Consider the following 14119-nt stretch of genomic DNA (forward strand, 5'->3'; position numbering starts at 1 on the left):
GCCCGGACGCCCAACACGGGATGGGACATGGTCAGGCTCAAGACGGTTGCCGCCTATCTCGGCTATGGAGTCGGCGATTTCGGCCTCAACATCTACTGGAATGCGCTCTCGCTTGTGCTGCTGTTCTGGTATGCCGAAGTTGTTGGCCTGACACCGCAGGTGGCCGGGGCGATCTATTTCGTCGGCATGGCCTGGGACGCCGTCTCCGATGTGATTGTGGCCAGTCTGGCCGAACGCACACGCTCCCGCTTCGGTACCTACCGGCCGCATATCCTGTTCGCCGGTCCGGCGCTGGGCGTGTCCTTTGTTCTCCTGTTCTGGATCCCCCCGTTCGAGGGTATTGCCCTGGTCGCGGCATTGACGGCGACGCACATTCTGTTTCGTACCGTCTACACGATCGTGGCAGTGCCCTATTCTGCGCTCGCTGCGCGATTGACCTATTCCAGCGTTGAACGGACCACCTATTCCGGTGTTCGGATGTTCTTTGCCTTTACCGGTCTGCTCATCGTGTCCGTGCTCTGGTTCCCTCTGGTGCGAAGCTTCGGTGACGGCGAGGACATCTCCGGCCCCGGCTTTCAGGCTGCCGCCGCGATCGGTGCTGTGACTGCGACGCTGGCCCTTCTGCTGTGTTTCCTGGGTACGCGCGAAAACCCCCCGTTGGGCCGGCTGGGTGCCGGCAAGGGCCATGGGATGGCGGATTTCTGGCGTGCGGTGCGCGCCAACGGGGCGCTGGGCCTGCTGCTGGCCCTCATTTTCCTGCAGTCGAGTGCGGTCGCGAGCTTTCTGATTCCTCTGACCTTTTTTGTCGAAGTCCACGCGCCGGTATTTGCCGCCAAGGAAGCCGTCATGACGGCCTATGCAGTGGCGACGCTGGTCTCGATTCCGCTGTGGACAATGGTGATCCGGCGTTTCGGGAAGAAGACGGGCTGGATCGCGGCCTGCATCATCGCAGGCCTGGCGGGACTGGATCTGGCGATCTGGGGCGCGCGGGTGGTGTCGGGTATTCCGCTTCAGGTGGTGGTCTATGGTTCGGCCTTCGGCGCCTTCGGCGTGCTGGTCTGGGCGCTGGTACCGGATACGGTGGAGTACGGCCAGTGGCAGACGGGCGATCGCAACGAAAGCGCGGTGTTCGGTTCGGTGCTCTTGACCCAGAAACTCTCCAGCGGGCTGATGGGACTGTTCGTCGGAACGATGCTGTCGCTCGTCGGCTATGACGTCACCCAGGACATCCAGGCGCAATCGACCATCGACAGTCTGCGCCTGCACATCTTTCTGGGACCAACAGTGCTGCTGGCGCTGTCGAGCCTGGTCATTCTAAGATTGCCGTTGAATCGGCGGGTTCACGCCGAAATCGTTGGCCGGATCGGGGACGACTGATACGGCGCCGGGCGCGGAAAACGTGCGGCGAAAGGAGCGAATGCATGGCAAAGATGATCGATGTGGCCAATAGGGCCGGAGTTTCGATCAAGACGGTGTCGCGTGTTCTCAACAACGAACCGCACGTCAAGCCTGCCCTGCGCGAACAGGTTCGGGCGGCTGCACGGGAGGTCGGCTATGTGCCCTCAACCCCGGCCCGCCGCCTGCGCTCGCGGCGTAGCTATACCATTCATATGGTTTCGCACTCGCACCGCTCGAACTATGTCAACGCTATCCAGTTCGGCGCCATGCAAACCTGCCAGGAGGAGGGCTATCAGCTTGTCATGTCGCTGATGGACGATCTGCGCGACCTGCCGCTTGGAGACCTGCGCGAACGTTTCAGCCATTTGATCGCCACGACCAAGCCGGACGGACTGGTCCTGGTGCCGCCATTGTCGAATGACGAACGTCTGTTCGACCTTTTAAACGAGTTCGAGGTCCCGGTGGCCCGGGTCGGGCCGAATAACATCCCCGCCGCCCAGATCATCGTGAAGATCGACGAGCGCAAGGCAGCCCGCGAACTGACCGAACATCTCATATCGCTGGGCCACAAGCACGTCGCCTTCGTGCGCGGCAAGGAAGACCAGAACGCGACGCACGAGCGCTTCGCCGGCTATTGCGACGCGCTTTCTGCGGCAGGCATCGCCCTTGATGACAGTCTCGTCCTGCCCGGGGATTTCAATTTCGAAGCCGGACTTGCGGCCGGGCATGCGCTGCTTGGACGCGAGGATCGGCCGACCGCCATCTTCGCAGCCAATGACGACATGGCGGCCGGCGTGCTGATGGCGGCCCACCGGATGGGGCTGGAAATTCCGCGCGACGTGTCGATTGTCGGATTTGACGATTCCGAGATCGCCGAGAAAATGTGGCCGGCGCTGACCACGGTTCGCCAGCCCTTGCTGGAATTGGGTAGCAGCGCGGCGCGCCAGATTATCGACGCTGCCACCCGCAAAGCGCCGGCACCAGAACCTGCGCCCGGCGAGTTTCTAGACTATTCGGTCATCTATCGCGATTCCACCGGTCCGGCGCCGGGCCGGTAACAGCCTTGCTCGGACGGGCTGCGGTGAAGCACTGGATTTCCGGGGTATGTTAGGGGTAACATTCGTCCTATAAGGCGCTGTCGGCTCCCCGATGGCGGGCGGACAACTGGACCTGAAGATCCGGGGCAGGGGAAGTATGACCAACGAGCCCAGCTATCTGGTCGCTGATATCGGCGGCACCAATGCGCGCTTCGCCATCGCGCGCGGTACGGTGCAAACCGGATTCGATCTCGACCACATCCGCCGGCTCAAGAATGAGGACTTCGAGCATCTGCGTGATGCCGTGATGGCTTATCTGGAGACCTGTCGCGGCGAGCATCCGACGCGCGCCTGTTTCGCGGTAGCCTCTCCCATCCGCCCGGGCGAGGTCCAGCTTACCAATGCGACCTGGCGCTTCGATCCGGCCGAGCTGGGCCGGGATCTGGGGATTGCGGGCCTGATTGCGGTCAATGATTTTGCGGCGCAGGCGCGCGGCGCACCGCTGACGCCGGACGCAGAGATTGTCGAGATCAATGAAGGGCGGCCGATCCTCAACGCTCCGCGCGCGGTGCTGGGGCCGGGGACCGGGTTGGGCCTCGGCCTCCTGATTCCTGATGGCGAGAGCCTGCGGGTGGTTGCTACCGAAGGCGGGCATGCCGCCTTCGCGCCGCGCACCGAGCTGGAAATGGAAGTCGCGGGCATATTGTCGCGAGAATACGACTTCGTGTCTTGGGAACGCGTGCTGTCGGGCCGGGGCCTGGTCAATATCCATCGCGCCTTGTGCCAGATCGAGGGTGAGGCCTGGCCCGGACACCGCCCGGAAGCCATCACCGAGGAAGCCAAGACTGATCCGGACTCGCTCAGTGCGCGCGTCGTCGAATTCTTCTGCACAGCGCTGGGCGGATATGCCGGCGATGTCGCCGTGCTGACGGGCGCGCGCGGGGGTATTTATCTGGGCGGCGGGATTCTGCCGCACATTCGCGAGCTGTTGGAGGCAAGCGGCTTCATGGGGCATTTCGTCAACCGCGTGCCAATGAACCAGTATGCCGCCGACACGCCAGTGCGCCTCATCCGCTGCGACAGCGCCGCCCTGCGCGGTGCGGCAGCTCTGGCAGAACAGGGATATCAGTAACATGGGTGTTTCCATGACAGCTCTCCTCGACGCCGCTGGCGTGATCCCCGTGCTCACGGTCGGCGATATCGGCCAGGCGGCCCCGCTCGCCCGTGCGCTCAAGGCGGGAGGATTGTCGGTCATCGAGATGACCTGGCGTACCGAGGCGGCACTGGACGTCATGAAGGCGATGAAGGCGGCCGAGCCGGGCATGATCGTCGGCATGGGCACGATCCGTACTCCGGACCAGGCAGAGGCCAGCATTGCGGCCGGTGCTGACTTTCTGGTGTCTCCCGGCCTGACGCCGAAACTCCTTCCCGCGCTTCTGGCGTCCGGGGTTCCGGTCCTGCCCGGCGTGGCTACCGCCGGTGAAGCCATGACGGCCGCGGAAGCCGGGTTCGAAGTGCTGAAATTCTTCCCGGCAGAACAGGCGGGCGGTCTGCCCTACCTCAAATCCCTGCAGGGGCCGTTGCCGGATATCCGCTTCTGCCCGACAGGCTCGATCTCCCGCGAACGAGCGCCGGACTATCTTGCCCTGCCGAATGTCGTCTGCGTGGGGGGCTCCTGGATCGCCAGCCAGGCGATGATCGAGGGCGGCCAATGGGAGACCGTCGAGGCGAATGCCCGTGCCGCCGCCGCCATGCGTACCTGAAGCTCTTAAATTGCTGTCCATGGGTCGGCGCGCCCGCCTATCACGCGACAAGGCACGTGCCTGTTTAATTTGACAGCCCGTTCTCTCCATACTCAAATTTGGAAAGGCGCCCAAAACAAGACTGAACCGGCGCTAGGCGATCTGGGAGGACAGACTTGGACACCAACGCGAACGCGGCCCCCGGGGCGCCGCGCCTGAAACGCTCGACCATCTTCCTGCACGGGTCCTTGGCCCTCCCGCTCGCGGTTTACGGCTATCCCCTGGCGATCTGGCTGCCGGCTCATTATGCCGGTCATCTGGGCCTGTCACTTTCGGTGATCGGCCTGATCATCATGATCGCGCGCTTCACCGATGTGATCACCGACCCGCTGATGGGTGAGATTTCCGATCGCGGGCGCACGTCAATCGGCCGGCGCAAACCCTACATCCTCCTCGGCGCACCGTTGCTGATGTTGTCGACCTGGTTTCTCTTTGTGCCGCCGGAGAGCGCTGGCCTGGTGTATTTCCTGGTCTGGCTGACGCTCTTTTTTGCCAGTGCCACCATGATCCAGATCCCCTTCCGGGCCTGGGGTGCGGAACTGTCGGCGGACTATCACACCAGGTCCCAGGTCACGGCGGCGCGGGAATTCTATTATCTCGGCGGCCTGTTGCTCGCGGCAGCGGTGCCGATGATCGTTGAAATTCTTGCCGATGGCGGCGCGGTGGGACAGATCTTCTCGTCGATGTGGCGTGACATCACCGGCGCCTTTACCGGCGGGATCATGGATCGCGTGCCGTCCAATCGCGCTGCGCTGACCGGTCCGGTCATGATGGGCCTGGCCATCACCATTGTCGTTCTCGTGCCGCTTCTGACGGGGATTATCCTGACGACGGTGGCCGAGCCGCCGCCCGCCCTTCGCGAACGCGTACCGATGATCGAGGGGTTCAGACATCTTTGGCGCAACGGTCCGATGCGCCGGATCCTGATCATTGCCTTCATGGTCATTGCCGGCGAGAGCCTGCGCAACGCCGTCTCACTCTTTTTCATCCGTGACATCATCGGGATTCCAACGATCGGCGCAGCCTATTTCCTCTATTTTATCTCCGGCATCGCCGCGATCCCGTTCTGGCTGTGGCTGGGCCGGCGCATGGGCAAGCATCGCGCCTTCATGGTGACGCTGGGCTTCGTCAGCCTGGTCAGCGCCTGCAACCTTCTCCTGGGCCGGGGCGACTATCTCGCCTTCTTCTGCCTGTTTCTGCTCAAGGGCTTTGCCTTCGGCGGCCTGCAATTCCTGCCGTTGGCGATGTTGGCGGATGTCGTCGATATCGACAGCGCCCGTTCAGGCGGGCGGCGTGCGGGCACCTACTTCGCCGTGCTGGGTCTGGCGGAGAAACTGGCCGTGGCGATCTTCACCGGCTTGGCGCTCAATATTGTCGGTCTTCTGGGCTACCATGCGTCGGCGGGCATCGAAGGATCCACCGAAGCGGGCGTACTGTCGCTGCGCCTGGTCTACTGTCTGGGGCCGATTGCGCTCTATGGCCTGGCTGCGCCGCTGATATGGTCGTACCCGCTCACCCCGATCCGGCACGCGCGGCTTCACGCCAGCCTTGATCGGCGCAATGCCCGACTGGCTGCGGCGGGACGGGATCAGGCGGAATTGCCCTCGCCTTGACGGTGCAGCGGATATCCGATGGTGGGCAGGCTATTCGGGATCCCGATCAAGTGACGCGCTCTTGATAAGGGCGAAGACGCGCTGGCCGGGCGCCAGCGCCAGTTCTTCCGCAGCCTCGCGTGTGATGCGGGCGACAAGGCGCTGCCCGTCGATGTCCAGGGCAATATCGCAATAGGGCGTCCCGCTTTGATCGCGGATGTCCACGAGCATCGCCGGCAGCCGATTGCGGATTGACAGGCCGTCCGTCGTATCTGTTGCGAGCGATACATCCCGGGCAAGGACGTGCAGGCGGATCACGGTGCCGATCGCCGCGCTGTCCAGTCCCGGCAGGGCGATGGTATGGCCTGCCAGCGCTATCCGGGTGAGTTGCAGGCGATCATCCCGTGCTGCGATCGTGCCGCTGAGTACGGCGCCGGGTTCGACGCCCGTTCCGGAGAGTGTTGTGACCCAGTCGCGTACGGGCTGCAGAGAGCCGATGCGGCCGGCGTCTATGCCGAGAACGCGATCGGCGAAGCAAACAATCTCGTCCACAGAGTGACTGACATGTAGTGCCGGCACGGCGTACGACGCCAGAAGAGCGCGCAATGCGGGAAGTAGTGCCGCGCGCCGGCGCGCGTCGACAGCGGAGAGGGGTTCGTCAAGCAGGAGGAGGCGGGGGTTCGACAGCAGTGCGCGGCCGAGGGCCACGCGCTGCCGCTCGCCGCCTGACAGTCCGCGTGTGTCCCGCTCCAGCAGCGGCGCGAGCTCCAGCAAGCCGATGATGACTTCACGCGGCGGCCCGGCGATGCCCGCGGCCGCGCGGCGTTGGGCATAGTCTAGATTGCCGGCAACGCTGAGATGGGGGAACAGGCGCGAGTCCTGGAAGGAAACGCCGATTCTGCGTTTGTGGGCAGGAGTTTGTCGATGTTCGTTCTGCCATGTTTCGGTATCGAAACGAATGGAGGCGAGCGTCCCTGTCTCAAGGCCTGCAAGGACCCGGATCAAGGTCGTCTTGCCGGCACCGCTGGGCCCGAATACGCCCGTAATGCCCGACAGCGGGATGATGGCAAGGCCCGTCAAACAGAATCCGCCACGACAGACGCGCAGATCGATATCCAGTGTCTTATCCGGCATGGACGGGATACCGGCGATTAATCAGGAAGACCACGGCAAGCACCGCGAAGGAAACGCCGACCAGACCGGCCGCCAGAACATGGGCTTCGTCATAGTGCAAGGTCTCGACATGGTCGAAAAGCGCGATCGAGAGCGTGCGGGTTCGCCCGGGAATATTGCCGCCCACCATCAGCACGACGCCGAATTCGCCCACGGTATGGATAAAGGTGAGAACGCCCGCTGTGACGAAGCCGCGAACCGACAAGGGCAGGACGATGCTGACAAACATGTCCAGCCGGCCGGCCCCAAGGCTCGCCGCGGCCTCCATATGGTCGCGGCCCACCCGTTCGAAAGCGGTCTGGAGGGGTTGGACCATGAACGGCAGGGAATAGATCAGCGAGGCCACCACAAGCCCGGAAAACGAAAAGGCCAGCGTGTCGCCCGTTATCTGCACCCAAAAGGCGCCGACGGGTGATTGCGGATTGAGCAGAACCAGAAGGTAGAATCCGATCACTGTAGGCGGCAGCACCAATGGAAGGGCCGTAACCGCCTCGATGAAGGGCTTTACCCGGTTGCGGGTCGTAGCCAGCCACCAGGCTAAAGGTGTGCCCAGTGCGAACAGCATGATCGTGGTGACAAAGGCCAGGCGGACAGTCAGGCCGATCGCCGGAAGCGTTTCCGTCATGCGCCGGGCTCGTAGCCATAAGCGGCCAGGATGTCGTGGGCGGCTGGACTCGTGAGAAATTCGAGCCAGGCCAGCGCCGCCGGATTGTCGGCGCCATGCAGCAGCAGGACAGCATCCTGGCGGATGGGGGCGTGCCAGTGTGCCGGGATGACGTCGTACTGGCCCGCGGTAGCCCGGCCTGGCCTGTTGACCTGGGCGAGGGCCACGAAACCGAGATCGGCATTGCCTGTTGCAACAAAACTGAAGGTCTGGGCGATGTTCTCACCGAACACCTGCCGATCCGCTGCCTCGTCGGCAAGGTCGAGCCGGTTCAAGACCTGCACGGCGGCGGCGCCGTAGGGGGCAAGATCGGGATTAGCCAGGGCCAGACGCCGGTAATGCCCTGTGGTGAGACGCCGCAAGGGTGGTTCCACCCCAGCCGCATGCACCCAGAGAGCAAGTCGGCCGGTCGCGTAGGTGCGGGTGCTGCCGGGTATGGCGAGGCCTTCGGCCTCGAGCCGCGCTGGCCGCACTGCGTCGGCAGCCATGAACACATCGAACGGCGCTCCCTGAACGACCTGGGCGTAGAGGCGGCCCGTCGACCCGGAGGAAATCAGCACGCTGTGTCCGGTTGTATGAGTGAAGGCCTCCGACAGGGCGTTGGCCGGTTCGGCGAAATTGGACGCCACCGCGACCAGCGCTTCCTCGGCCTGTGCGGCTGGGGCCAAGGCCGCTACGGCCAGAGCCCATGCGCAGATGACTGTCGCGATGCCTTTCATGGTGGTCAGACTGCCCGCAGCCGGGCTTTCTGTTCAAGTCTCGACACACCGGCGCACTTCACGCCTGCGTCATGCAGCCATGCGTTCCTGCAAAGCCCTGGCCGTCATCGGCGCGCCGAAATGCCATCCCTGCAGGTAGTCGAAGCCAAGCAGGCGCAGCATGGCTGCCTGGCTCTCCGTTTCGACACCTTCCGCCACCATGTCGAGGCTGAGCGCGTCGCCGAGCAGGGCGAGAGCCTGCAGCATCTTGTTGGGTCCGTCGCCCTTGCCGATCGAGGCGACGAAACTCCGGTCTACCTTGATCTTGGAAAAGGGCAGCATGTGAAGATAGCCCATCGAGGCGAACCCGGTGCCAAAATCGTCCAGATTCACCTTGAAGCCGGCCGCGTGGAATTCGAGCAGCCGCTGTTTGGCGCGCTCGAAATCGTCGACCAGCACTGCTTCGGTGAGTTCCAGCTCCACCTGTTCGGAGGTCATGCCCGCCTCGCCGAACTTGTGCAGGTAGCGCGCGCACAAATCGGGGTCGTTCAGCTGGGTCGGAGACAGGTTGATGGAAACGGTGTGCGCCGCTTGCGGGCCGATATCGTTGCACACGCAATCGACCACGAAGTCGCCGAGCCGGCGGATCAGCTTCGAACGCTCGGCCACGGCGATGAAAACGTCGGGTGGGACGGATCCGCGAGTGGGATGTTCCCAGCGCAGGAGGGCCTCGACTGATGCGATGGCGCCGTCGCGGGCGCGGGCGATCGGCTGATAGACAACGCGGAATTCGCGCCGGTCGAGCCCGGCTTCGATGTCGGCCTCCAGCGCGCGCCGTTCCGCGTGCTCAAGCCCGAGGCTGGCGTCGAAGCAGAGAGGTTGATCGAGTTGGTCCGACTTGGCGCGGTACATCGCCAGATCGGCATCGTGTACGAGCTGGGCGAAACTTTTTACGGCATCCGGCCGTGACCAGGCGACACCGATGGCGGCGCCGATTTCGAACTGCCGGTCGTCGATTTCGAAGGTGCCGTCGAGACTTCTGGACAGGGCACGGGCGATCGGCAGTGCCTGGCTGGCATGGGCGGGGCCCGTCAGGGCACAGGCAAATTCGTCGCCACCGACACGCGCGACATGCACACCATCGGGCAGCGCGGCCTGGAATTTCTGCGCCACGGTCCGGATGATGCGATCGCCGGCCCGGTGGCCGGCCTTGTCATTGACGGCCTTGAAGCCGTTGAGATCGATGTAGATGACGGCGGCAGCACCCTTTGCGGCGGCGTCGGCCGCGGCCTCGCTTTCGATGAAGCGCGTGAAGCCAAGCCGGTTGGGCAGGCCGCTGAGACTGTCCGTGGCTGCCGCCTTGATGGCGCGTTGCTCATTTCGCTCGGCCCGGCGCGCGAGTGCTCGGGCCTTGTAGACAATTATCTGGGCCGCGACAAAGAAGGCGAGAATGTAGGCGATAAGGGGAATAAGCGCGAAACGCAGGGTCTCGATGCCTGGACGCGAAGGCGTCCAGGTGAGTGCAACTGTGTTGTGCCCGCTTTGATCGGAAATGGGCATTGTCCGGTCCGACGGGCTTCCGGCGGGCACCAGCGCTATATTGTCGACCAGGAAGCGCGTTTCCAGCTCACGGATGAAGGCCTCGTCGACGCGAGTACCGATGATCAGAACGGGTCCCGTCATCGGGTCTGTGGCGCTGCGGTCCTCGTATTCGCCGACAACGGTCATCGAGGCGATATAAGGGTGGCCGTTTACGGTCAGCATATGGCTGCCAATGAACGCGCCGGATGCATAGGCGTCGGCCAGATCTTCGCGCATGGCGGTGACCTGTCCGGGCGTGAGCAAGGCGGGGACCGGTGTCTGACCTGTATCGCGATGCCAAGAATACGCCCGGCTGTCGCCGGCGCGCGACATCACCACGAAATCAAAGCCGAGGTGGTCGGAGAAGGACGACGCCATGCTTTCGCTCAGCAGGTCGACCTCACCGGTCTGAAGCATCTCGAGCGCATAGGACCACCAGCCATAGTCGGCAACCCAGGTCTCGTTGTGGTGAATGGCGGTCTCTATACCCGCCTGCAGCAATTGCCGGTCCGTCCGGGCGGCATTGCGGTTGAGTGCACCTACGAAGAAGTAGATCATCAGGACGGACGCGATCAGGCTGACCAGCGCTGCCACGTTGATATAGCGTCCCAATTGTCTGTCGAGCGTTCGACCCATTGCGCCACCGGTTCGCAGGCTTCACATGGGTCATGATGCTGGGCGGGTTTGGTAAAGGCCGCGTCAGCAAGGTTGCCGTTTGTCGCGAAAATGTCGTGAAATTCGCAGTTGGCCGGTATTATTTTATCAATGCATGCGCACTTCAAGCCGGCTTCTGAAAGACGAACTGGCCAACATCGATGCGCCCCTCGGCAAATCCCGCCTCGCAATAGGACAGGTAGTACCGCCAAATGCGGTCGAACCGTTCGTCGAATCCCAGGTCCCTGATCCGTGGCCAAGCTTGACGATAGGCCTCGTGCCAGCAGGCCAGGGTGCGGGCGTAGCTAGGTCCGAACATGTAGGTGCCCGCAGGCTGCAGGCCAGCGCTCACGGCTTCGCTCTGTATCCGCGAGGGTGGCGGCAGCACACCGCCGGGGAAGACGTATTTCTGAATAAAATCGACCGAGCGCCGATAGTGTTCGAACTGGTCCTCGCGAATGGTGATAATCTGAAGGGCGGCCCGGCCTCCTGGGTTCAGGCAGCCTGAGACCCTGTCGAAATAGGTTGGCCAGTTAGCCTCACCCACAGCTTCGAACATCTCGATCGAGGCGATGGCATCGAATGTTTCACTGACGTCGCGATAGTCCTGCATCCGGATTTCGGCCTTGCCTGCAAGGCCAGCGCGTTCGAGCCGTGTCCGGGCATAGTCATGCTGTTCCCGGGACAGGGTCAAACCGGTGACATGGCAGCCATAGTCCCGGGCCGCCACTTCGGCAAAGCCACCCCAGCCGCAGCCGATCTCCAGCACCCGGTCTCCCGGCTTCAGGTTCAACGTGTCACAGATGCGTCGATACTTGCGGTCCTGGGCCTCGGCCAGCGCCTCCCCGACCTTTTCGAAGAGGGCCGACGAATAGGTCATCGAGGAATCCAGCCACGTTTCGTAGAACGCGTTACCCAGATCGTAGTGGAACGCGATATTGCGCCGGCTGCCGCGCCTGGTGTTGGCGTTCATCCAGTGTTGCAGGCGTGCCAGTAGCCGGCTGGGACCCCTTCGCGCCCGGGCGGCGTTCAGGTCGTCGAGTTCTGTGGCCAGCGCGCGCAGCAGGCCGCGCAAGTCCGACGTATCCCATTCGGCATTGATGAAGCCTTCGGCAAAGCCCAGAACGCCGGAACTGGCAATGCGCACGAGCGCATTCCATTTTCGGATGGTCCAGTCGGCCACGAATTCGGCGTCGCGGGGCCCGCATTCGAAGCGGTATCCGCCAGGTAGTTCGATCCGCAAGCGGCTCTTCGTCAGGTCGGACAGAGCGGCGTGCAACCGTCGAACTGCAAAGCGCTGAAGCCTGTTTGCCCGGCCCCCCATCGGTATTGCCGAACCCGTCGAATAGTCCATCAAAGCCTCCCCGGCAGCGTGTCGATTGTCCCCTTGCGCGGCGCAAACACGCGCAGGCCTTTTGAACGCAAACGAAGCGCTTCCAAGAGAATACCACCAACAATCGTGACTGTGTTGAACGGTTGGGTGATTTGCGCGTGCAGAACGTTGGCCCCGGTCAAATCCCTGCGCTTTGCCGTGTGGACGGCGCCCATCACACAGTCACCCTGTCTGTGCAGGCGAATGCCCAGGCGAAGATTGTCAGCGCCCCGGTCCAGCCGGAACGTGTATTCGCCCTCGACCGGGTTGAAAGGCGAGACGAAGAAGGCCTTGGGACAGGAAAAGCGCAGCGGTGTCCCGGCGTTGGGGGAAACCGGGAAGGCGTAGGTATGACGGCCGCCATGGAAGTTCGAGACTTCGAACATCACTGCGCCAAGGCGGTCCTCGCCATCATGACAGAAATAGACCGAGACGGGGTTGAAGACAAAGCCGAGCACGCGGGGGGCGGCGAGCAGCTGTATGCGCCCGGGCCGCAAGGCGATGCCGTGGCGTTCCAGCACGGTCTCAACCCAGCTCCGCAGTGATCCGGACCGGTCGCCATGGTCGGCCGCACGCTGACCGATGAGGCCGAAGCGGTCGAAGACAAATGGCCAGGTGCCCCCAGCACGGCGATGCGGACCGTCGATGTCTGCAAGCACGGTGATCATGCGATAGCGCAGGCTATGCCGTCTTGGCCGGTGCCGCATGTGTCCGACGTCGCCGATATAGAGGGAGGGCGGCAAGGGTTTCATTCGGCAGCCACCGTGAGTGATGACGGGGCCGATCCGGCGTGCCAGGGAATGCGCCCGGTGGCACCGTTCAGGCCCCAGGGACGCACGGGCGCACCGAGCGCTTCGGCGACAGCCAGGCCCGACTGCACGCCGTCTTCGTGAAAGCCCGAGCCCAGCCAGGCACCGCAGTACCAGGTCCGCCGGTGGCCCTGAAGCGCGCCGAAACCGGCCTGTGCGCCAACGGCCGCAGTGTCGAAGACCGGATGCGAATAGCGATCGGTATGCAGAATCTGGCTGGGGTCGGGCTCGATTTCCGGGTTGAGCGTAACGAGGACCGGCTGTCTCGCCGGCAGCGGCTGGAGCGCGTTCATCCAGTAGGTCAGGCTGACCCTCGACGTCGAGTCCGGCTGCCGTGCGCTCTCCAGATAGTTCCAGCTGGCCCACGCACTGCGCCTGCGGGGCATCAGCCGGGTGTCGGTGTGCAGGACGGCGGTATTTTCACGATACCGGATTGAGCCGAGAAGCCTGGATTCCAGGGGGTCGGGATCGTCCAGCAAGGCCAGGGCTTGATCGCTGTGGCAGGCCATTACGACATGGTCGAACGGGCGGCGGTCGCTGTCGGTCGCGAGCGTGACGCCCCGATCCGTCCGGACGATCGAACGGACCGGCGCGCCGAGGCGGATATCCCCGCGGATTGCGGACGCTAGCCGGTCGACATAGTGCCGGCTGCCGCCGGCGATCGTGCGCCATTCCGGCCGGCCCGCCAGTTTCAGGAGCCCGTGGTTGGAGAAGAATTCGAAAAAGGCCTGCACGGGATAGTGCCGCATCTGGTCGACAGGCGAAGACCAGATCGCTGCGCACATCGGCAGGATATGGTCCTCGCGGAAGGCGGAGGAATAGCCCTCTGAGCGCAGGAAATCGTCCAGGGACCGGGTCTCGGCCCTGTGGTCGCGGCGGCGGGCATGGTCGCAGAGGCGGAGGATATCACGCAGCATGCGCCACATGCGTGGACGAAGCAGGTTCCTCTTTTGCGCAAACAGTCCGTCCGGATTGGACGCATATTCGAAACGACCGCCATCCAGAGAGGCAGCAAACGACATGTCGCTGAGGGCGGTTTCAACGCCGAGCAACGCTAGCATAGAGTTGAAATTGGGATAGTTTTCGGGATTGAAGACGATGAATCCCGTATCGACATCAAACGGTGTTTCACCAACCTTGGCCCGCACAGTGTGGGCATGGCCGCCGAGCCGGCGATCGGCCTCATATAGTGTAACGTCGTGAATCGCGGACAATCGCCAGGCGGCTGTCAGACCGGCAATGCCGGAGCCAATCACGGCAATCTTCTGTACGGGAATGAGAGGCATCGCAATCTCTTCGCTTTGGCCGATCGGACGGCTTGATCGTGTGAGGGAGTTAC

Annotated in this window: 12 protein-coding genes; 5 read left to right on the plus strand and 7 right to left on the minus strand. The window is 63.4% G+C overall.

Translation table 11 applies throughout. The features are described 5' to 3' along the window. The first annotated feature begins 27 nt into the window (after window positions 1–27). The 5 genes from Q1U94_RS11925 to Q1U94_RS11945 all read left to right on the plus strand — a co-directional run bounded on the left by Q1U94_RS11925 (window position 28) and on the right by Q1U94_RS11945 (window position 5850). Complete coding sequence (locus Q1U94_RS11925; RefSeq protein ID WP_300544926.1) at window positions 28–1377, plus strand: MFS transporter; 1350 nt, start codon at window positions 28–30, stop codon at window positions 1375–1377. Between the two features lie 44 nt (window positions 1378–1421). Continuing rightward, the gene (locus Q1U94_RS11930; RefSeq protein WP_300544928.1) at window positions 1422–2456 is read left to right on the plus strand and encodes a LacI family DNA-binding transcriptional regulator; all 1035 of its coding nucleotides are present in this window, start codon (window positions 1422–1424) and stop codon (window positions 2454–2456) included. Window positions 2457–2592: 136 nt separating this feature from the next. Next, complete coding sequence (glk, locus tag Q1U94_RS11935; RefSeq protein ID WP_300544930.1) at window positions 2593–3567, plus strand: glucokinase; 975 nt, start codon at window positions 2593–2595, stop codon at window positions 3565–3567. Between the two features lie 13 nt (window positions 3568–3580). Further along, window positions 3581–4198, plus strand: coding sequence for a bifunctional 4-hydroxy-2-oxoglutarate aldolase/2-dehydro-3-deoxy-phosphogluconate aldolase (gene eda, locus Q1U94_RS11940; protein ID WP_300544932.1), 618 nt, complete (start codon window positions 3581–3583; stop codon window positions 4196–4198). A 155-nt stretch (window positions 4199–4353) separates the two neighbouring features. Beyond that, on the plus strand, window positions 4354–5850 hold the full coding sequence (locus Q1U94_RS11945) for an MFS transporter (RefSeq protein ID WP_300544934.1): 1497 nt from the start codon (window positions 4354–4356) through the stop codon (window positions 5848–5850). Window positions 5851–5880: 30 nt separating this feature from the next. Here Q1U94_RS11945 and modC read toward each other — a convergent pair whose 3' ends face one another. From modC to Q1U94_RS11980, 7 genes are all read right to left on the minus strand, one after another. Beyond that, a complete protein-coding gene (gene modC, locus Q1U94_RS11950) occupies window positions 5881–6963 on the minus strand; it encodes a molybdenum ABC transporter ATP-binding protein (RefSeq protein WP_300544936.1) in 1083 nt (360 codons plus the stop codon). Continuing rightward, complete coding sequence (modB, locus tag Q1U94_RS11955; RefSeq protein WP_300544939.1) at window positions 6953–7627, minus strand: molybdate ABC transporter permease subunit; 675 nt, start codon at window positions 7625–7627, stop codon at window positions 6953–6955. Before modB ends, modC begins: the two co-directional genes overlap by 11 nt. Beyond that, complete coding sequence (modA, locus tag Q1U94_RS11960) at window positions 7624–8334, minus strand: molybdate ABC transporter substrate-binding protein (protein ID WP_300544942.1); 711 nt, start codon at window positions 8332–8334, stop codon at window positions 7624–7626. The genes modB and modA overlap by 4 nt, the downstream gene beginning before the upstream one ends. 120 nt (window positions 8335–8454) lie before the next feature. Further along, complete coding sequence (locus Q1U94_RS11965) at window positions 8455–10581, minus strand: EAL domain-containing protein (RefSeq protein ID WP_300544944.1); 2127 nt, start codon at window positions 10579–10581, stop codon at window positions 8455–8457. Window positions 10582–10723: 142 nt separating this feature from the next. After that, window positions 10724–11953: a cyclopropane-fatty-acyl-phospholipid synthase family protein gene (locus tag Q1U94_RS11970; protein ID WP_300544947.1), complete on the minus strand. Its 1230-nt coding sequence runs from the start codon at window positions 11951–11953 to the stop codon at window positions 10724–10726. Beyond that, on the minus strand, window positions 11953–12723 hold the full coding sequence (locus Q1U94_RS11975; protein WP_300544949.1) for a DUF1365 family protein: 771 nt from the start codon (window positions 12721–12723) through the stop codon (window positions 11953–11955). Before Q1U94_RS11975 ends, Q1U94_RS11970 begins: the two co-directional genes overlap by 1 nt. Continuing rightward, window positions 12720–14066, minus strand: a complete 1347-nt coding sequence (locus tag Q1U94_RS11980) for an FAD-dependent oxidoreductase (RefSeq protein ID WP_300544951.1) — start codon at window positions 14064–14066, stop codon at window positions 12720–12722. Before Q1U94_RS11980 ends, Q1U94_RS11975 begins: the two co-directional genes overlap by 4 nt. Window positions 14067–14119 lie beyond the last annotated feature (53 nt).

The sequence above is a fragment of the Maricaulis sp. genome, assembly GCF_030149515.1.
Classification (GTDB): Bacteria; Pseudomonadota; Alphaproteobacteria; order Caulobacterales; family Maricaulaceae; genus Maricaulis.

Excerpts from the sequence above, each read along its gene's own strand:
- Q1U94_RS11965 (WP_300544944.1), bottom strand. The coding sequence starts at position 10,581 with ATGGGTCGAACGCTCGACAGACAATTGGGACGCTATATCAACGTGGCA.
- modC (WP_300544936.1), bottom strand. The coding sequence starts at position 6,963 with ATGCCGGATAAGACACTGGATATCGATCTGCGCGTCTGTCGTGGCGGA.
- Q1U94_RS11970 (WP_300544947.1), bottom strand. The coding sequence starts at position 11,953 with ATGGACTATTCGACGGGTTCGGCAATACCGATGGGGGGCCGGGCAAAC.
- Q1U94_RS11930 (WP_300544928.1), top strand. The coding sequence starts at position 1,422 with ATGGCAAAGATGATCGATGTGGCCAATAGGGCCGGAGTTTCGATCAAG.
- Q1U94_RS11980 (WP_300544951.1), bottom strand. The coding sequence starts at position 14,066 with ATGCCTCTCATTCCCGTACAGAAGATTGCCGTGATTGGCTCCGGCATT.
- modB (WP_300544939.1), bottom strand. The coding sequence starts at position 7,627 with ATGACGGAAACGCTTCCGGCGATCGGCCTGACTGTCCGCCTGGCCTTT.
- Q1U94_RS11925 (WP_300544926.1), top strand. The coding sequence starts at position 28 with ATGGTCAGGCTCAAGACGGTTGCCGCCTATCTCGGCTATGGAGTCGGC.
- eda (WP_300544932.1), top strand. The coding sequence starts at position 3,581 with ATGACAGCTCTCCTCGACGCCGCTGGCGTGATCCCCGTGCTCACGGTC.
- glk (WP_300544930.1), top strand. The coding sequence starts at position 2,593 with ATGACCAACGAGCCCAGCTATCTGGTCGCTGATATCGGCGGCACCAAT.
- Q1U94_RS11975 (WP_300544949.1), bottom strand. The coding sequence starts at position 12,723 with ATGAAACCCTTGCCGCCCTCCCTCTATATCGGCGACGTCGGACACATG.